The organism is Pseudomonas sp. T1.Ur (assembly GCF_023516725.1).
GTDB lineage: Bacteria > Pseudomonadota > Gammaproteobacteria > Pseudomonadales > Pseudomonadaceae > Aquipseudomonas > Aquipseudomonas alvandae.
Genome location: NZ_JAMGSN010000001.1, coordinates 3,624,013 through 3,641,195, shown reverse-complemented (window position 1 = coordinate 3,641,195; position 17,183 = coordinate 3,624,013). Strand labels below are relative to the sequence as shown.

16 protein-coding genes and 1 rRNA gene are annotated in these 17,183 nt (G+C 62.4%); 6 read left to right on the top strand and 11 right to left on the bottom strand.

Annotated features, from left to right (window positions below):
- Positions 1-81: 81 nt before the first annotated feature.
- Positions 82-197 (top strand): 5S ribosomal RNA (gene rrf / locus M8Q45_RS16070).
- 94 nt (positions 198-291) lie between these two features.
- On the opposite strand, the gene M8Q45_RS16065 is transcribed toward rrf, so the two are convergent.
- Entirely contained in the window at positions 292-693 is a 402-nt protein-coding gene (locus M8Q45_RS16065; protein ID WP_249875556.1) for a lysozyme inhibitor LprI family protein, read from the bottom strand.
- Positions 694-812: 119 nt separating this feature from the next.
- Here M8Q45_RS16065 and M8Q45_RS16060 point away from each other — a divergent pair, with 119 nt between their 5' ends.
- Positions 813-1,271: an SRPBCC family protein gene (locus tag M8Q45_RS16060; RefSeq protein WP_249875555.1), complete on the top strand. Its 459-nt coding sequence runs from the start codon at positions 813-815 to the stop codon at positions 1,269-1,271.
- A 432-nt stretch (positions 1,272-1,703) separates the two neighbouring features.
- On the opposite strand, the gene M8Q45_RS16055 is transcribed toward M8Q45_RS16060, so the two are convergent.
- Positions 1,704-2,651, bottom strand: a complete 948-nt coding sequence (locus M8Q45_RS16055; RefSeq protein WP_249875554.1) for an AraC family transcriptional regulator — start codon at positions 2,649-2,651, stop codon at positions 1,704-1,706.
- A gap of 198 nt (positions 2,652-2,849) precedes the next feature.
- Here M8Q45_RS16055 and M8Q45_RS16050 point away from each other — a divergent pair, with 198 nt between their 5' ends.
- Positions 2,850-3,587: an SDR family oxidoreductase gene (locus M8Q45_RS16050; protein WP_249875553.1), complete on the top strand. Its 738-nt coding sequence runs from the start codon at positions 2,850-2,852 to the stop codon at positions 3,585-3,587.
- A 67-nt stretch (positions 3,588-3,654) separates the two neighbouring features.
- Here the strand turns inward: M8Q45_RS16050 and inhA are convergent, their stop codons facing one another.
- Entirely contained in the window at positions 3,655-4,341 is a 687-nt protein-coding gene (gene inhA / locus M8Q45_RS16045; protein WP_249875552.1) for an isonitrile hydratase, read from the bottom strand.
- A gap of 99 nt (positions 4,342-4,440) precedes the next feature.
- Between inhA and M8Q45_RS16040 the strand changes: the two genes are divergently transcribed.
- Positions 4,441-5,427 (top strand): GlxA family transcriptional regulator, encoded by a 987-nt coding sequence (locus M8Q45_RS16040; RefSeq protein ID WP_249875551.1) that lies wholly within the window; start codon positions 4,441-4,443, stop codon positions 5,425-5,427.
- Here the strand turns inward: M8Q45_RS16040 and M8Q45_RS16035 are convergent.
- The 4 genes from M8Q45_RS16035 to M8Q45_RS16020 all read right to left on the bottom strand — a co-directional run bounded on the left by M8Q45_RS16035 (position 5,396) and on the right by M8Q45_RS16020 (position 9,761).
- The gene (locus M8Q45_RS16035) at positions 5,396-6,298 is read right to left on the bottom strand and encodes an alpha/beta fold hydrolase (RefSeq protein WP_249875550.1); all 903 of its coding nucleotides are present in this window, start codon (positions 6,296-6,298) and stop codon (positions 5,396-5,398) included. The two genes, M8Q45_RS16040 and M8Q45_RS16035, sit on opposite strands and share 32 nt — an antisense overlap.
- A 28-nt stretch (positions 6,299-6,326) precedes the next feature.
- Positions 6,327-6,704 (bottom strand): hypothetical protein, encoded by a 378-nt coding sequence (locus M8Q45_RS16030; RefSeq protein WP_249875549.1) that lies wholly within the window; start codon positions 6,702-6,704, stop codon positions 6,327-6,329.
- Between the two features lie 440 nt (positions 6,705-7,144).
- Positions 7,145-8,968: a glycoside hydrolase family 15 protein gene (locus tag M8Q45_RS16025; RefSeq protein WP_249875548.1), complete on the bottom strand. Its 1,824-nt coding sequence runs from the start codon at positions 8,966-8,968 to the stop codon at positions 7,145-7,147.
- The gene (locus tag M8Q45_RS16020; protein WP_249875547.1) at positions 8,961-9,761 is read right to left on the bottom strand and encodes an SDR family oxidoreductase; all 801 of its coding nucleotides are present in this window, start codon (positions 9,759-9,761) and stop codon (positions 8,961-8,963) included. The genes M8Q45_RS16025 and M8Q45_RS16020 overlap by 8 nt, the downstream gene beginning before the upstream one ends.
- Before the next feature lie 158 nt (positions 9,762-9,919).
- Here M8Q45_RS16020 and M8Q45_RS16015 point away from each other — a divergent pair, with 158 nt between their 5' ends.
- A complete protein-coding gene (locus tag M8Q45_RS16015; protein ID WP_249875546.1) occupies positions 9,920-11,092 on the top strand; it encodes an MFS transporter in 1,173 nt (390 codons plus the stop codon).
- A 150-nt stretch (positions 11,093-11,242) separates the two neighbouring features.
- Here M8Q45_RS16015 and M8Q45_RS16010 read toward each other — a convergent pair whose 3' ends face one another.
- Both M8Q45_RS16010 and tam read right to left on the bottom strand, forming a co-directional pair.
- Entirely contained in the window at positions 11,243-12,376 is a 1,134-nt protein-coding gene (locus tag M8Q45_RS16010; RefSeq protein ID WP_249875545.1) for a cupin-like domain-containing protein, read from the bottom strand.
- A gap of 83 nt (positions 12,377-12,459) precedes the next feature.
- Complete coding sequence (gene tam / locus M8Q45_RS16005; protein ID WP_249875544.1) at positions 12,460-13,230, bottom strand: trans-aconitate 2-methyltransferase; 771 nt, start codon at positions 13,228-13,230, stop codon at positions 12,460-12,462.
- Positions 13,231-13,361: 131 nt separating this feature from the next.
- Here tam and M8Q45_RS16000 point away from each other — a divergent pair, with 131 nt between their 5' ends.
- Positions 13,362-14,096 (top strand): thioesterase II family protein, encoded by a 735-nt coding sequence (locus M8Q45_RS16000; protein ID WP_249875543.1) that lies wholly within the window; start codon positions 13,362-13,364, stop codon positions 14,094-14,096.
- Between the two features lie 52 nt (positions 14,097-14,148).
- Here M8Q45_RS16000 and M8Q45_RS15995 read toward each other — a convergent pair whose 3' ends face one another.
- Together M8Q45_RS15995 and M8Q45_RS15990 are read right to left on the bottom strand one after the other, a co-directional pair.
- A complete protein-coding gene (locus M8Q45_RS15995; RefSeq protein ID WP_249875542.1) occupies positions 14,149-15,819 on the bottom strand; it encodes a bifunctional protein-serine/threonine kinase/phosphatase in 1,671 nt (556 codons plus the stop codon).
- A 9-nt stretch (positions 15,820-15,828) separates the two neighbouring features.
- Positions 15,829-17,040 carry a nitrate/nitrite transporter gene (locus M8Q45_RS15990; RefSeq protein WP_249875541.1) on the bottom strand — a complete coding sequence of 404 codons (1,212 nt, stop codon included), beginning with the start codon at positions 17,038-17,040 and terminating at the stop codon, positions 15,829-15,831.
- Between the last annotated feature and the right edge of the window lie 143 nt (positions 17,041-17,183).

The window sequence follows — 17,183 nt, the reverse complement described above, 5'->3', positions numbered from 1 at the left end:
AAGTTCGAGTCAAAACCCACAAACTATCGCATACCCATTCGCTGGAACGTGACCGCAAGGCACGCGCTGGCTACCGAATTTCTTGACGACCATAGAGCATTGGAACCACCTGATCCCATCCCGAACTCAGAAGTGAAACGATGCATCGCCGATGGTAGTGTGGGGTTTCCCCATGTGAGAGTAGGTCATCGTCAAGATTAAATTCCGAAACCCCTATCTGCTGATGCAGGTAGGGGTTTTGTTTTTGAGACAAAAAAAGGATGACCAGATCATCCCTTCAATATCTATCCATCAAGCCTCAGGTACCGGGCAGCTCAAGTCTCCTTCCTTGCACTTGAGGTAGGTCTTGAGCGCCTCGACCCGCGCCTTCGTCAGGTTTGTAATACATTCATTGTGAATCATGGGATAGACGCTACCGCCTTCGACGCCGGACGCGGAAAAGCTGCATTCAGCGTCACGGAATTCGATCCATGCACGCTGTGCCTTGACCAGCAACTGCTTGGCCTGGGCATTGTCCACCAGGCGTGCTGTGATTTGTTTATACAAGCTGTTCAGCTCTTTGTCGGCAGCTTTGTTCTCTTGGGCTGCGCACTGATTCATATCACCTTGAGTTGTGGCATTGGCGCATGCATCAGCCTGAACAGCGCCGATGAATAGCAGGGGAATCAGGGGCAGCAGCAAACGGGTGGACATTATCAATCTCTCCTTGGGGTAAAACCGGCGCGGGCGTGTACCCAAACAGTGGTCCGATACAACTTTCCGGTTGGACTCGTGGTCTTACAAGCCTACTGTTGAACACAGGAGGTGACCCCATGCATTTATCCGATCGTATAGAAAGAAAGATCTTACTCAAGGCGCCGCGTTCACAAGTCTGGCGAGCCTTGGCCAATGCCGAAGCCTTTGGCCAGTGGTTTGGCGTGAATCTGGAGGGTAAACGATTCGTTGCGGGGGAGCGGACCCAAGGGCAGATTACCTACCCGGGCTATGAGCACCTTACTTGGGACGTGGCGGTGGAGCGGGTCGAGCCGGAGCGGGTATTTTCGTTTCGTTGGCATCCTTACGCCATCGAGCCAGAGACGGACTATTCTTCGGAGTCCGAGACGCGCGTGCAATTTGAGCTTGAGGATATGAATGGCGGCACCCTGCTGAAGGTAGTGGAGTCGGGATTCAACGATATCCCCGAGGCGCGCCGACTCAAGGCCTTTCGGATGGACAGTCGTGGCTGGGATGAGCAAATGGCTAATATTGAAGAGTTCTTGAACAGGGCCTGAATCCGAGGTTGATGTTCTTCGGCAGGGCGTGAGAGACGGTAGTGTCCCAACGGTCCCCTTAAGACGCTAAGGGTTTACGGAGGGGTGGGTATGGCGAATGTCTTACACGCGATGGTTGCTATCTCTTCTATTCCACTTTGGATCCGAGGCGTATTCTGACCCCATCCACTGAAGCACAGGGAGTGCTCAGGATCATGGATGATCGGCCTTGCAAGGAAAGCTATCGACAGGGAGTCGTAATGGTCTTGGAAAAACCCGCTTCGGCGGGTTTTTTTTCGCCTGTGAAAAAGTAATGTCTATTAGCTGGGCGTCTGGCCATTGCTCGTCGTAGCCCCGACGTTGTCTTGCTGCAAGGGGGCGGAGCAGGGACGAGGCGCGCGGGGAGGATTTCGAAACTGCCTCGAGTTGGCCTAATCCTGGTTGCACGCAGGATCAGGCGCTGCTGACCTGCAATGCCATGGCGCGTAGGCGGGCGATGTCCTTGCTCGGGGAGGCGCCGAATAGACGGCTGTATTCACGGCTGAATTGTGAAGGGCTTTCATAGCCCATCTTGTAGCCGATTGACGAAACGTCGCTGTTTTCGGCCAATAACAGTCGTCGCGCCTCCTGCAGGCGCAACTGTTTCTGATATTGCAGCGGACTCATGGCGGTCACGGCTTTGAAGCGGTGGTGAAGCGCCGAGGGACTGAGATTGATCATTTGCGCCAGGCTGTCGATGCTCAACGGTTCGGCATAATGCGTATTGAGCCACTCGATGGCGCGACTGATGCGGTGGGTCTGGGTGTCAGGAATGGCGATCTCATGCAGTCGCCGGCCTTGGGCTCCCCGCAGCAGTCGATAGAAAATCTCCTGCTGGGCCAAGGGCGCGAGGGTGGCGATGTCGTCCGGGCTGTCGAGCAGCCGCAGCAAACGCAACATTGCATCGAGCAGGGGTTCATCGATGCGGTCCAGGAACAATCCGCGATCGGATTTTTCGGTCGGTACGCCGATGGGACTGGCATCGGCGATCAAGCGACAGATCTGTGCCGGATCGATGTCCAGGCGTATGCACAGGTACGGTTGCTCGGGAGTGGCTTCAATCACTTGGCCGGCCAATGGCAATGTCACCGAGACCACCAGATAATTAAGCGGGTCATAAACGTAGCGTTCATGTGCCAGCGTGACTTCCTTGCGTCCTTGGACGATGACACACAGCCCTGGCTTATGCACAACGTGCAAGGCCTCGGTGGGTTGATCGCTGCGGATCAAATGCAAAGGCTCGATCGCCGTAGGATGCACGCCATATTCCGGTGCGAAGCGCTTCATCAGGTTTGCCAGCTCAGCGCGACGCAGGTCTACGCGGTCGTCAGGCGTGATGGTGATGGAGGGGGGTACCGACATGCCGATCAATCTCCCTGGCCCATTCAATGGATCGCCTAGTAAAGCCGATTGCCGCCGCGACGACCAGAGGCGTTATCGTTACAGGATCGTGCAAATGCGCAGGAGGATCCGGCTAACCGAGGCGTCGGATGAATCCCTAATCTGGACCTGTCAGAACGCTCCGATCAGGAGCCAACCTATCCAGACGAGGGGACCATCATGTCCGATATCCAAAACAAAGTCGTGGTCATCACCGGGGCCAGCAGTGGGATTGGCGAGGCGGCGGCGCGGTTGCTGGCGGCTCGGGGGGCTTGTGTAGTACTTGGAGCCCGGCGCGTGGACCGCTTGCAAACGCTCGTGCAGGAACTTGAGGTTGCCGGCCACAGGGCTGCCTGCAAAGCCGTGGACGTGGCCCGTCGTGACGACGTTCAGGGCCTGATCGATTTTGCCGTCGAAAAATTCGGCCGACTCGATGTGATCATCAATAACGCCGGCGTCATGCCCCTTTCCAAGCTCGAGGCCCTGAAAGTAGAGGAATGGGACCGGATGATCGACGTCAACATCCGTGGCGTGCTACACGGTATCGCCGCTGGCCTGCCATTGATGCAACGCCAGCGCAGCGGCCAGTTCATCAATATCGCCTCTATCGGGGCCTACGCGGTCAGCCCGACGGCGGCGGTGTACTGCGCCACGAAGTTTGCCGTGCGGGCAATTTCCGAGGGCCTGCGCCAAGAGGTGGGTGGAGACGTACGCGTGACCGTGATCTCCCCCGGCGTCACCGAGTCGGAACTGGCCGAGAGTATTTCCGACGAAGGCGGACGCGCCGAGATGCGCGAGTTCCGCAGGATTGCCATCCCCGCCGAGGCCATCGCTCGGGCCATTGCCTACGCCATTGAACAACCGGCGGACGTGGACGTCAGCGAACTGGTGGTGCGGCCCACGGCCAGCCCATACTGAGGCGTACCGGTCCGATGTCCGTTTCAGCCAGGTGAAAATACCCGCGTACCTGGCTGAAACTCTTCCGCTACACCCCCTCCAGCCGCGCAGCAGCCCGCTGGGTGATCTGTGAACGCACCCGGAGCGACTCCGCCGAGCGCCGGTTGGCCTCTTCCAGCACTTTTGCCGGCGCAGTGTCCGGACTCCCTGAGGCAAACGGGGGGGCGGGAGCATACTCAAGTTGCAATTGGACGAGCTCGGCGGTGTCCTGGTCGAACAGCTCTGCCGCCAGGGTCAAGGCAAAGTCGATGCCCGCCGTGATGCCACCCCCGGTAAACAGATTGCCATCGCGGACCACGCGGTCCTTGATGGGGATGGCGCCCAACGGTTGCAGCAGGCTGTGGAAGGCCCAATGGGTGGTGGCACGCTTGCCACGCAACAATCCCGCCGCGCCGAGTACCAGCGAGCCGGTGCATACCGAGGTGATGTACTTGGTGTGGGCTGCCTGGCGCTTGATGAAAGCCAGGGTCTGCTCGTCCTCCATCAACGGACCAACGCCGCTGCCGCCAGGCACGCAGATCACGTCGAGCGTCGGGCAGTCCTCGAACGTAGTGGTCGGCAGCAAGACCAGTCCGGTACTGGCGGTAACGGGCGCCAGGTCTTTCCAGATCAGGTGCACTTTCACATCGGGCAAGGAGGCCAGCACGTCATAAGGGCCGGTGAGGTCCAATTGCTGCACCTGGGGGAATAACAGAAAACCAATCTGCAATGTCATGTCGCTTTCTCCTGTGGATGATGCCCGAAGGGTGGACGGTTTCACTGTAGGCTCGTAGGATCTGGCGTATTCGCCAATCAGCCCACGAATCACGCCAATATGCCAAATACGCCGAAATCCATTCATGTGCTGGCCTTTGCCAACGTTCAGGTGCTGGACGTCACGGGGCCCTTGCAGGTATTCGCGTCGGCCAACGATCTGGTCCGTGGGCAAGGATTGCCGGTGCCGTATGCGCCGACCGTTGTCGCTGCCGGTGGCGGGGCGGTGATGTCGTCGGCGGGGTTGGCGCTGATGGCCGAGCCGCTCCCCGACGATGACAGCGACACGTTGCTGGTCGCCGGTGGTTGGGGCGTATACGAAGCCGCCAAGGATCCGGCCCTGGTGGCTTGGGTCAAACACCAAGGGATGCGCTCGCGAAGGGTCGCGTCAGTGTGTACCGGCGCGTTCCTGTTGGCGGCCAGTGGTTGGCTGGACGGGCGCCGGGTGGCGACTCACTGGACCCGCTGTGAACAACTGGCCAAGCAACACCCGCAATTGCAGGTCGAACCCAATCCGATTTTCATCAAGGACGGTCCAGTCTGGACGTCGGCCGGGGTCACGGCCGGGATCGACCTCGCATTGGCGCTGGTCGAAGAGGACCTGGGCCGGGCGATGGCCCTGGAGGTCGCGCGGCACTTGGTGGTCTTTCTCAAGCGTCCCGGCGGGCAATCGCAGTTCAGCGCTACCTTGGCGCTACAAAAACAGGGCGGTCGCTTCGATAAATTGCACGCCTGGATCGCCGAACACCTTACGCGGGACCTGGGCTTGTCGAGCCTGGCCGCTGAGGCGGGCATGAGTGAACGCAGTTTCGTCCGCCATTACCGCGCCGAAACCGGCCAGACCCCAGCCCGCGCCGTGGAACTGATCCGCGTCGAGACCGCCCGCCGGCTGCTTGCCGACAGCGCGGTGCCGGTCAAGCGCGTCGCCCTGCAATGTGGCTTCGGCAGCGAAGAAACCCTGCGCCGCAGCTTTTTGCGAGCCGTGGGCGTGACGCCCCAGGCCTATCGGGAGCGATTCAGCGCTCAAGCAGATCCAGTAACGCCTTGACCGTAGCCTCGGGGGCTTCCTGAGGAATGTTATGGCCGACGCCGGGCAGCACGCGGCGTTCATAGTGCCCAGTGAAATGCCCGGCATCTTCGTCGTGTCCGGACGGCGGTCCCACACCATCATCGGCCCCGCGCAGGGAAATGCTCGGCACGCTGATGGCCGGTTGCGCCGCCAGTTGCTCCTCCATCCACTCAAGGGTCGGATCTCCCGGCGCGTACATGAAGCGGTGGCGGTAGGAATGAATCACCACGTCGACAAAGTCCGGGTTCTCGAACGACGGGGCGGTAAGCGGATACAGCTCGGCGCCGCGTTCCCAGGTTGGCGACCAGAGGCGCCAGAGCAATTGGCACAGTTCACGCCGGTTCTGCGTCAGGCCTTCGACGCCCCGGGCGGTGTGAAAGTAATACTGGTACCACAGGCGATATTCATCTTCGGGACTCAGCGGTTGGGTCGAGCGAGGAATGTCCTGCACGATATAGCCGTCGCCTGCGACCAGGCAGCGCACGCGCTCCGGCCACAAGGCAGCAACGATGCACGCGGCGCGGCCACCCCAGTCATAGCCGCACAGCGCTGCTTGGGTAATGTCGAGCGCGTGCATCAGGTCCAGCAGGTCCTGGGCCAATGCCGCCTGTTGGCCGGAGCGGGCGATGGCGGGATTGTTGAACCGGGTCGGGCCATAGCCGCGCAGGTACGGCACGATGACTCGATAGCCACGTTGGGCCAGGACCGGGGCAACTTCGTCAAAGGTACGCGGATCATAGGGGAAGCCGTGCAGCAGGATGATCGGCTCGCCGCTGGCAGGGCCGTGTTCTTCGTAGGCGATGCGCAGCAGTGGCGTCACCGCGAAATTGACCTTGGGCGCAGATGTCATGTCGGTCTCCGGCTTCAATCGGTTGGGGTCAGGCGGGCTCCTGGTTCAGGTATTTGGCCCGGTCCGGTGTGAACGTCACGATCATGTTCGTGCTGGAGCAGGTCAGGGTGCGCTCCTGGGTCAGGTCGATGTCCAGGTCTTCGCCGCGCAGGCCCTGCCATTGGGCCAGGTACTTGAGACAACCGAACTTGACGGTTTTCTTCAGGCTACGGCTGACTCCGCCTTTCCAACCCAGCACCGGCAGCTCACCGGCCAGACAGCGTTGCGCCAGTTCGGGGAACCTCGCCGCCCGGTCGCGACCGATTTCCCAGCATTTGATCAGGCCCTTGTCCTTATCGTCCCAGAGTTCTTCGCGGGTCAGCCCTGATCGGGGCTCGGTGGTGATGGAGCGTTTGATATGGGGCATGTCGAGTCCTTGAATCGGGTTTTTATCGGGCAGCTCCGCTGCACCCTTGCGTGCATCGATCTTAGGAGAGGGTCGCGGGGCTGGCAACCTGGAGTCGCCGAAATGCGTTTAGCTTGGAAAGCAGATCGAACGTGGCGAGGGGAGCTTGCTCCCGCTGGGTTGTGAAGTGCCCCCAACATTCCTGAACTGAAAAGCGGCATCTGCTGCGCAGCCGAGCGGGAGCAAGCTCCCTCGCCACGGGAAATGTGGTCCTACAAAAAATGTGGCGAGCCGGAAAATTCTTACGAGTCGTGTCGGTTGGTGGTTCGGAAGCGGTGGGGACCATGGCCAGCGACCTGGAAGGCTCGCGGCGGCATGTCGCGTTGGGCTTCAGCCCGGTGGCGAGGGGATAAATCCCCTCGCCACAAAAGGAACATTCCTACTTCCAGTCCGACCGCAGCTCACGGCTGCCAATGATTTTTCTCTCCACTCAACTTGCGATCCAGGAAGGTCGCCGCGCTGATCAGCGCCAAATGGCTCAACGCCTGGGGCAGATTGCCGAGGTGATAACCGTGGCTGTCGAATTCCTCGGCATACAATCCCAGCGGATTGGCGTAGCGCAGCAATTGCTCGAATTCCAGTTGGGCTTTTTCCACGCGGCCGGCGCGGGCCAGGCATTCGACGTACCAGAATGAACAAGCGACGAATGAACCTTCGGTGCCGCTGAGTCCGTCGATGGGATCGTCGTCGGTGCGGTAGCGATAGACCATGCCATCGCGCACCAGGTCTTTTTCGATGGCGTCCAGCGTGGACAACCAGCGCGGGTCGCGGGCGCTGACGAAGCGCACCAGCGGCATCAACAGCATCGAGCCGTCGAGGGCGGTGCTGCCCAGGCGCTGGACGAAATGCTGATGCTCGTCGTTCCAGAAGTTCGTCCAGATGTCTTCGTAGATGGCCTGGCGCGTCTCATCCCAGCGGGCGAACGGAGCGGGCAGGGAGCGTTTGCTTGCCAGGCGAATGGCGCGGTCCACGGCGACCCAGCACATCAATCGAGAATGCAGGAAATGATGCTTGTCGCCGCGCATCTCCCAAATGCCGACATCCTTGTCCTGCCAGATCGTGCACACCTGGTCCACCACATCGACCGTGTGTTTCCAGCCCTGGTGGGAAATGGCTTCGCCGTATTTGTTGACCAGGTACACCGCGTCCATCAACTCGCCGAAGATGTCCAACTGCACCTGCTCGTACGCCAGGTTGCCGATGCGCACCGGCCGCGCGTTGCCGTAGCCGCTAAGGTGCGTCAGTTCGGTTTCGGGCAGTTCAAGCCGACCGTCCAGGCCGTAGAGGATGTTGAGTTTGGTCGGCTGATCGCGGCAGTCGCTGACCCGGCCACGCAGCCAGCGCATGTAGGCGTTGGCTTCATCGACAAAGCCCAGGCGCATGAATGCGTAGACGGTGAACGAGGCGTCGCGGATCCAGGTGTAGCGGTAATCCCAATTGCGCTCGCCGCCGCGTGTTTCCGGCAGGCCGAAGGTGGCGGCGGCGAGGATGGCGCCTTGTTTACGTGACGTCAGCAGTTTCAGCGCCAGCGCGGAGCGGTTGACCATTTCTCGCCAGCGACCGCGGTAGTTGGATTGGCTGATCCAGCCGCGCCAGAACGCCAGGGTTCGTTCCAGGCAGAGTGTGCTGGTGTCGTCCACCAGGCGAGTGTCGTCGATGCCCCCGAGAAGAAACTCCGCCGTCTGGCCTTGCGCCAGGGTGAACTCGGCCACCGCCGCCTGGCCGTCCAGCGTCATGGGCTGGTCGGCGCACAGGCGCAGGCTCGGTTGTTGCGCGGCCTCGAAGATGACGTGGTCGCCGTCCTGGCGCGCCGTGGTCGCGGCGCGGGAATAGTCATGGCGTACCGCGCAACGCATGCGAAATGTCGCACTGCCGACCGTCATGCGCACCCGGCGCATCAGCACAGGCAGGTCATCCTCACTGTCACCGATGGGCAGCAGATCGGTGATTTCCACCACCACGCCGTCGCTCAACCAACGGGTTTGCAGGACGTTGGTGTCGGGCAGGTAGATTTGCTGGCGACGGGCGTCCGGCAAGTCCGGCGCGAGTTGGAAGATTCCGGCCTCGGCGGTGTCCAGCAGCGAACAGAAGATCGATGGGCTGTCGAATTCAGGCCAGCAGAAGAAATCCACGCTGCCACGATCGTTGACCAGCGCGGCGGTGCGCATGTCGCCAATGATCCCGTGATTCTCGATGGGGCTTTGCGGTTCGTCATGATCAGCCATTGCCGCGGAACCCCGGATAGAGGCTCATTCCGCCATCGATGAACAGCGTGGTACCCACGACATAATCGGACAAATCCGACGCCAGCCAGACCACCGCGTTGGCGACATCTTCCACATCGCCGACCCGACCGTAGGGGATGAGCTCCAGGATTTTCTGCTCCTTGTCGCCCTCCATGGCCTCCCGGTTGATCGCCGTGCGGATGGCGCCGGGGGCGATGCTGTTTATGCGGATGCGCTGGTGACTGGTTTCCTGGGCCAGGGTCTGCATGAGCTGGTCGATGCCACCCTTGGATGCTGCGTAGTTGACGTGGCCGGCCCAGGGAATGCGCTGATGCACCGAGCTCATGTGGATGATCTTGCCGGCGGCGCGGGACACGCCTTGGCGAATGCCCTGGCGGGTGAAGATTCGCAAGGCGGCGCGGGCACAGAGGAACTGGCCGGTGAGATTGACGCCGATGACGGTGTTCCAGTCGTCCAGGCTCATGTCGACGGCGGCAGCGTCTTTTTGCAGGCCGGAGTTGGCGACCAGAATGTCCAGCGTACCGAAGGCGTCGAGGGTCTGGGCGAACAAGCGTTCGACGTCCTGCTCCTTCGACACGTCGGCGCCGATGGCGATGGCGCGGCCGCCACTGTCGTTGATCTCGCGGGCCAGCTCTTCGGCCGGGCCGGCGCTGGAATGGTAGTTGAGCACCACGGCGGCACCGGCCGCCGCCAGTGCCTTGGCCGAGCCAGCGCCGATGCCGGAACTGGCGCCGGTCACCAAGGCGACTTGTCGGGCGAGGGAAATCTGCATGGGGTAGCACCGTGAACTGAGGGCCTTACTTGCTGACTGGCGCCACGTGCCGAGAGTTCATTTGCAGGAAACAGTCTTCACATTTCACCCACAGTTTTGCGCTTTCCCCAGCCCGGTCGTTTATGGCAAGTTGCAGGCCCTTGTTGAGGCCGCATTCCATGGCAAACCCCTATCGTGAATTGTTCACTGCCCCTGGCAGCCGCGGCTTCGTGCTGGCGGGGATGATCGCGCGCATGCCCATATCAATGACCGGCATCGGCGTGATCACCATGCTTTCGCAGCTCAAGGGTGGCTACGGATTGGCCGGTGCAGTGGCGGCGACGTTTGCCTTGGCGACTGCGTTCTGCGCGCCCCAGGTGTCGCGACTGGTGGACCGTTTCGGCCAGGGGCGGGTCTTGCCGGCGGCGGCGTTGCTGGGCGGCGGGGCGTTGTTGATGCTGCTGTTGTGCACGCGATTGCAGGCCCCCCATTGGACGCTGTTCCTGTTCGCCGCCCTGGCCGGTTGCATGCCGAGTATGTCGGCGATGGTGCGGGCACGCTGGACCGAGGTGTATCGCGGCCAGCCACAACTGCGCACCGCTTATGCGCTGGAATCGGTGCTGGACGAGGTTTGCTTCATCGTCGGGCCTCCGCTGTCGGTGGGGTTGTGCGTGGTGGCGTTCCCCGAGGCGGGGCCGCTGGCCTCGGTGTTGCTGCTGGCGATAGGCGTGACGGCGTTTGTCCTGCAGCGTGGCACCGAACCGCCGGTGCACCCCCATCAGGCCCATCATCAGGGCTCGATCATTGGTTCGGGCGATGTGCTCTTGCTGCTGTCGTTGATGGTCGCCATGGGTGTCATCGTCGGGGTGGTGGACGTGGTCAGCGTCGCGTTCGCCCAGCAGCAGGGGCAACCGGCGGCGGCGAGCATCGTGCTGTCGGTCTATGCGATCGGCTCGTGCCTGGCCGGGCTGGCGTTCGGCGCGCTGCGCTCGAAACTGCCATTGCCGCGGCTGTTCCTGTACGGCGGGGTGGCGACGGCAGTGACCACGCTGCCGTTGCTGTTGGCGAACAATATCCTCGGCTTGTCCTTGGCCGTGTTCGTCGCGGGGTTGTTCTTCGCGCCGACGCTGATCGTCGCCATGGCCCTGGTGGAGCGTATCGTGCCGCCGGCTCGGCTGACCGAAGGCCTGACCTGGTTGGTCACCGGGCTGAGCATCGGTGTGGCGATCGGCGCGGCCGGTTCGGGGTGGCTGGTGGATACGTTTGGCGCACGCAGTGGGTTCTGGCTGGCGATTGCGGCCGGGGGGGTGGTGCTTGGGTCGGCGGTGCAGAGTTATCGCCAGCAAAGGTGAGCGACAGGCTTGCCAGGCACCCTTCCCGTGGCGAGGGCGCTTGCTCCCGCTGGGGCGCGAAGCGGCCCTCTATTTCTGAACGGGAAAGCGGCGTCTGCTACGCAGCCGAGCGGGAGCGAGCTCCCTCGCCACGAAAGCAAACTTCGACCGCTACCAACCCCGCCCGGAATTCACCCAGAAATTCACCGACAGTGAGGTGGACACCGACTCCACCTGGTGAAACCAACCCTCCGGCAAAAACAGCAGATCCCCAGCCTCCAGCGTCACCCGCATGAACGTTACATCCCTTGCGCTGGGGAAACGATCATAGTCCGGCGCGTCCGGGTTGAAGTCGCAGCCGTCCAGCCCGCCTTGGGGCGCGGTGGACCAGGTGCCGAGGGCTTCGCGATGATGGGGCGCGGCGAGGGTGAAGGTTTTCTGGCCCCAGACCTGGGCGAACAGGTTGTCGGTGTCGTCGCGGTGCAGGGGCGTGAGGGTGCCCTTGGGGCCGATCCAGATGCGCGGTGGGATGAACAATGAAGCATCGAAGTAGGGCGGGTATTGGATCAGCTCCATCAACTGCGCCGGCAATATGTTGTTGCCCATGTAGGCCGGTGGTTCGCCGTCGGCGCGCTTGGGCGCCGGGCTGTCGAGGGAGGCGATGAAGTCCGCCATGGAGGTGGAGCGAAAGTCCCGCTCGGTGGAGAAAGTTTTCTTCACGTAGTCGCCGTGGCGAGTGATGCCTTGCAACTCGGCAAAATGCACCAGGGTTTCTTCCCGGCTGAGCTTGAACAAGGGCCAGTCCTGCAACGCATCGCTGATGACCACCGGGATGCCATGGGGCAGATAGCGCGCCTGGAACGTTTGCACCGACAGCTCGCTGCGCGCCCGACGCTCCACGCTGCGCTGGGTCGGCAGGCTGGCGGTAAGGGTTTCACTGAAGCGCGACGGGGTCGGGTAGCGCTTGTTCATGTCGACCTTTTCCACCGGGCGACTGCCGTGGCGCGCGTGGTCGATGATCTGCGGCAACAACGTCGCCAGCCCCATGTTGCCGCCGATCTTCAGGCGACCGCTGGCGAACAGTTCCTCGACGTTGGCCGCGCCGGCCATGATCCCGAGAAAATCCTTTTCCGCCACTTCGATGGTCACGTCGGGGCTGGCGTGGCGGCCAGCCTGGGTGTGACTGCTGGCCTTGACCTCGGACCAGAACGCCTGGTGCGGGCCGAACACGAATTGGAAAACGCCTTCGATACCAACGGCGCCGGCATTGGCGAACAGCTTGCCCAGAATGGTTTGCAGGTCCACGGCGGTCACTCTTGCGGGTTTTGGTCTTAGCAGGTAACGAGGGCCTGGATCAGAAATTTAGCCCTCGCCACCCGACCACCGCACTAGCGCGTCGCGACGATGAACAACCTTGGAAACGGCAGCAGGACCGAACCATCGTCCAGGGCCGGATAAGCCTGTTCGACGGCCTTGTGGTACTGCGTCAGATAGTCCTCGCGCTGCGCTTCATCCAAGGGTTCGAGGAACGGACGCAGGCCGCTGCCCTTGAACCATTCCACGATCCCCGAGGCACCACCGGCCAGGGGATGGTGGTAGGTGGTGCGCCACACGTCGACGCGGCTGCAATGAGGCTTGAGGATCGAATAATAGGTGCCGGCGTCCTCCACCTCGGTCCGAGAATCGGCCGCGCCGGCCAGTTGGCTGGCCCAGGGGCCGCGGGCGGCGATGTCTCGCATCAAGCGATGGGACGGCTGGTGCAGGGTGTCGGGCATCTGGATCGCCAGGCTGCCACCTGGCGTGAGCTTGTCCACCAGCGATGGCAGCAGAGTGGCGTGGTCCGGCAGCCATTGCAGTACGGCGTTGGCGAAGATCACGTCGAAGGGGCCGCTTTCGTTCCATCGGCCGATGTCTGCCGTGTCGAATGTCACGTTGGGCAAGCGCTTGCGGGCGGCTTCGACCATGTCGGCGGAACTGTCCAGGCCACGCACCGTTGCGCCGGGGAAGTGGTCCACCAACAGTTCGGTGGAGTTGCCGGGACCGCAGCCCAGGTCGATCACCTGGCGCGCCTGTACCGGCGGGATCGCCGCCAGCAGATCGCGGGACGGGCGGGTGCGTTCCTGTTCGAAAGCAACATATTGTTGGGCGGACCAGCTCATTGTGTTCTCCTTGGGCAGACCAAAGCCATGGGGCGTGCAGTATAAGACGTATCCTGGGGAAAGGCCGGCGACTAATTTTCTGCGGCCCGGCCTCGTTATTCTTTTTATACAAACGATCGGAGAAAACCGCAGTGACCCAATTGATCCTGCTGTGCCTGCCGTATTCAGGCGCCAGTGCGATGGTTTACAGCCGCTGGCGGCGCAAGGTGCCACAGTGGCTGACGGTGCAACCGGTGGAATTGCCGGGGCGCGGGGCGCGTTTTGCCGAGCCGCTGCACACCGACATCGGGCCATTGGCGAAGCAACTGGCACGGGAGCTGTACCCGACGCTCCGGGCTCCTTACGCCCTGTTCGGCCACAGCCTGGGGGCTTTGCTGGCCTGCGAGCTCGCCCATGCCTTGCGCGAGCTGGGTTGCCCGGAACCGGTGGCGCTGTTTGCCTCGGGCACTGCGGCGCCGACAATGCGCGCCGATTACGATCGCGGCTTCGCCGAGCCGAAAACCGATGCGCAACTGATCGACCAGTTGCGCACCCTCAATGGCACCAGCGAAGAGGTGTTGGCCAATGAAGAGCTGATGGCCCTGACCTTGCCCGTGCTGCGGGCGGATTTCCTGCTCTGCGGGCGCTACCAACCCAAGCTCCGATCACCGCTGAACTGCCCCGTGCATGTGCTCGGCGGCGCGGCCGACAAGGCCACCACAGAACAACTGATTGGCTGGAGCCGGGAAACCTGCGGCAGTTTCTCCGTGGACATGCTCGCGGGTGGGCATTTCTTCATCCATGAGCACGAAGCCCGGGTGCTGCGGCTGATCAAGGATCAGTTGAGCGTGCATCATCGCCGACATGGCCTGGCGATCAGCGCTTGAGCTGATTTCCAGGCTTGCCGCAAGACAATCCCCTGCGAGGGGGCGATGGGTTTCAGCCGTGGAATAGCAGGAACAACAGCACGACATTCACGACCAGCGACACCAGCGCCAACGTCCGCCAAACCTTCAGCGGTTCTCTTTCCAGCAGGGGCCGGGGCCTTACGCTCAAGCTGCGGCGCTCGCCCTGTTCCAGCAACAGCAACCATTCCTCGGCGGTTTCAAAGCGCTGGCCCGGGTCCGCGGCGACGGCACGTTCGAGGCTTTGCCCGAGCCATTCGGCCAGGTCCGGTCGATAGCGGCTGGCGCTGACCGGCACACCAAAGCGCGGGCGTTGGAAGGCTTCGACTTCACCGTAGGGATAGTGCCCGGTCAGCAGGAAATACAAGGTCACGCCGACCGAGTACAAATCCTGTTGAGCGGTCGGCGCGGCACCCCCAAAGGCTTCCGGGGCAATGTAGCTGGGCGTGCCAGGCAGAACGTTGGCCTGGTCCTCGGACAAGCCTGGGCAATACGCCAGGCCAAAATCCAATAGGCGAAGTTCGCCGTCGTCGCCCAGGTGCAGGTTTTCCGGCTTGATGTCGCGGTGGTAGATCTGCCGTCGATGCAACAGGCCCACCGCCCGCACCAGCCGTTGTGCGAGGTCCTGCCATTGCGCCAGGGGCAGCGTGCCGGTCCGCTCGAATAACTCGGCCAGGGTCATGCCCGAATATTCGCGCATCACGTAGTACAGATGCTGACGCTGGGGCACGCCATGCACTTCGGGAAATTGCCTGCCGGCGACTCGCTTGAGAAACCATTCTTCCGACAACAAGGCCTGCCCGGCCCGAGAATCGTCCCGCAGCTGCGCAGGCAAGGTTTTCAGCAGCCAGGGGTGGCCTTGGCCGTCGTGGACCCGGTAAAGCAACGATTGCTGGCTCTGGCCGAGCAAACCCTCGATCTGCCAACCCTCGAAGGCCTGGCCCGCCTTTAGCGCAGGGGGCAGGGGCCACTGCTGCAATTGGATCAGCGCGTCGCCAATGCTGGCTTCGCCCACCGCATCGACTCGCACCAACAGCGCGCTGGCGTTGTCCTGGCTACCGGCCAGATGCGCGGCGGCGACCAATGTCTGGGCCGCCTGGTCCAGGTCTGGCTGGTCGCGAAGGATACCGGCGATGGCCGTGTCCCCCAGCACCGCCCAGACACCGTCGCTGAGCAGCACGAAGGTTTCATCTTCACGCAGCTCCCCGTCGAGGAAATCCAGGATCAGATGTTGATCCAGCCCGAGGGCACGCTTGAGCACATGCTGCATGCCCTGTTGTTCCCAGACGTGGTCTTCGCTGACCCGTTGCAGGTGATCGGCGTGCCAGCGGTAGACCCGGCAATCACCGACATGGGCCAGGGTGAAGCGCCGCCCCCGCAGCACCAGCGCGCTGACGGTGGTGAGCAGCGGCTGTCCGCCACCGTTGGCTTGCAACCAGCGGTTCTGTGCCAGTAACAGCCGGTCCAGCGCTTGGGCCACGCCCCAGGTTTGCGGCGTGGAGTAGTAATCCAGGGCCAGCGCTTGCAAGGTCGAGCGGGCGGCCAATCCGCCATCGGCGCATTGGCTCACGCCGTCGGCGATGGCGAACAGATAACCCTTGCTAGCGGCCAAGGCCGGGGCGGGGGTGACCAGGCGCAGGGCGTCCTGGTTTTCTTCCCGTGGGCCGATGGCGCTGGCCTCGGCGAAACTCAATTGCAGGCTCATGGTTGCAGGTTATACCCGAGCGGCGGTGACGGCGGCCGAACCCCAGGTGGTTCTCCAGCGACGCTTGACGCCGTGCAGGCCGAACCAGGCCAGGACACCCAGGCTGGCGAACAACCACAACGCCAGTTGATAGCTGCCGGTGCTCTGCTTGATCGCGCCCATGCCTGCCGCCAGGGCGAAGCCGCCGATGCCACCAGCCATGCCGATCAAACCGGTCATCACGCCGATTTCGCGACGGAAGCGTTGTGGCACCAGCTGGAACACCGCACCGTTACCTGCACCCAGACCGAGCATGGTGCACACGAACAGTGCCAGCGCCGCGTAAGAACTTGGCAGGTTGAAACCCACGGCAGCGATGCAGATAGCCGCCACGGTGTACATGCCCAGCAAGGTGCGGATGCCGCCGAAACGGTCTGCCAGGGCGCCGCCCAGTGGGCGCATCAGGCTGCCACCGAAGACGCAGGCAGCGGTGTAGTAGCCGGCGGTGACCGGGCTCAGGCCGTATTGGTCGTTGAAGTAGCCGGGCAGGGCGCTGGCCAGGCCGATGAAACCGCCGAAGGTCACGCTGTAGAAAAACATGAACCACCAGCTGTCGCGGTCGCCAAGGGCCTTGAGGTAGTCGGCCATGGATTTGGCCTTGGGGCGCTCGGGGGCGTTCTTGGCCATCAAGCTGAAGGCGATCAGGGTCAGGACCAGCGGGATCAGCGCGAAGCCGAACACGTTGGTCCAGCCGAACGACACCGCGAGGATCGGCGCGGCCAGGGCGGCGAACACGGTGCCCGAGTTACCGGCCCCGGCGATGCCCATGGCCTTGCCTTGATGTTGCGGCGGGTACCACTGGGACGCCAATGGCAGCGCCACGGCGAACGAGGCACCGGCCATGCCCAGGAACAGACCCAGCAGCAGCGCTTGTTCATAACTGTGGATGCCGAGTTTCCAGGCACAGAACAAGGCACCGATCACAATGACCTGGCCGATCATGCCGGCGGTCTTGGGTGACAGGCGGTCGGCCAGCAAGCCCATGAACAGGCGCAACACCGCGCCGGCCAGAATGGGCGTCGCCACCATCAAGCCACGTTGTTGGGTGCTCAAATGCAAATCGGCGGCGATTTGCACCGCCATCGGGCCGAGCAGGTACCAGACCATGAAACTCAGGTCGAAATAGAGGAAGGCTGCGAACAGTGTCGGGGTATGGCCGGATTTCCAGAAGCTTGAATTCATCGCGCACCTCAGCTGTAAAAGTCTCGAGAAATGAGTCAGTGCTTTGAGCAGTGCGCCGCCTGTGGTCGCACCACCGGTCCCGCAGGACCAAAACAAAAAAACGCCGCAACCCGGATTGCTGGAGGGCAATGGGGTATGCGACG

Coding starts and splice junctions, on each gene's coding strand:
- M8Q45_RS16065 (WP_249875556.1), bottom strand. CDS start 693: ATGTCCACCCGTTTGCTGCTGCCCCTGATTCCCCTGCTATTCATCGGC.
- M8Q45_RS16060 (WP_249875555.1), top strand. CDS start 813: ATGCATTTATCCGATCGTATAGAAAGAAAGATCTTACTCAAGGCGCCG.
- M8Q45_RS16055 (WP_249875554.1), bottom strand. CDS start 2,651: ATGTCGGTACCCCCCTCCATCACCATCACGCCTGACGACCGCGTAGAC.
- M8Q45_RS16050 (WP_249875553.1), top strand. CDS start 2,850: ATGTCCGATATCCAAAACAAAGTCGTGGTCATCACCGGGGCCAGCAGT.
- inhA (WP_249875552.1), bottom strand. CDS start 4,341: ATGACATTGCAGATTGGTTTTCTGTTATTCCCCCAGGTGCAGCAATTG.
- M8Q45_RS16040 (WP_249875551.1), top strand. CDS start 4,441: ATGCCAAATACGCCGAAATCCATTCATGTGCTGGCCTTTGCCAACGTT.
- M8Q45_RS16035 (WP_249875550.1), bottom strand. CDS start 6,298: ATGACATCTGCGCCCAAGGTCAATTTCGCGGTGACGCCACTGCTGCGC.
- M8Q45_RS16030 (WP_249875549.1), bottom strand. CDS start 6,704: ATGCCCCATATCAAACGCTCCATCACCACCGAGCCCCGATCAGGGCTG.
- M8Q45_RS16025 (WP_249875548.1), bottom strand. CDS start 8,968: ATGGCTGATCATGACGAACCGCAAAGCCCCATCGAGAATCACGGGATC.
- M8Q45_RS16020 (WP_249875547.1), bottom strand. CDS start 9,761: ATGCAGATTTCCCTCGCCCGACAAGTCGCCTTGGTGACCGGCGCCAGT.
- M8Q45_RS16015 (WP_249875546.1), top strand. CDS start 9,920: ATGGCAAACCCCTATCGTGAATTGTTCACTGCCCCTGGCAGCCGCGGC.
- tam (WP_249875544.1), bottom strand. CDS start 13,230: ATGAGCTGGTCCGCCCAACAATATGTTGCTTTCGAACAGGAACGCACC.
- M8Q45_RS15995 (WP_249875542.1), bottom strand. CDS start 15,819: ATGAGCCTGCAATTGAGTTTCGCCGAGGCCAGCGCCATCGGCCCACGG.
- M8Q45_RS15990 (WP_249875541.1), bottom strand. CDS start 17,040: ATGAATTCAAGCTTCTGGAAATCCGGCCATACCCCGACACTGTTCGCA.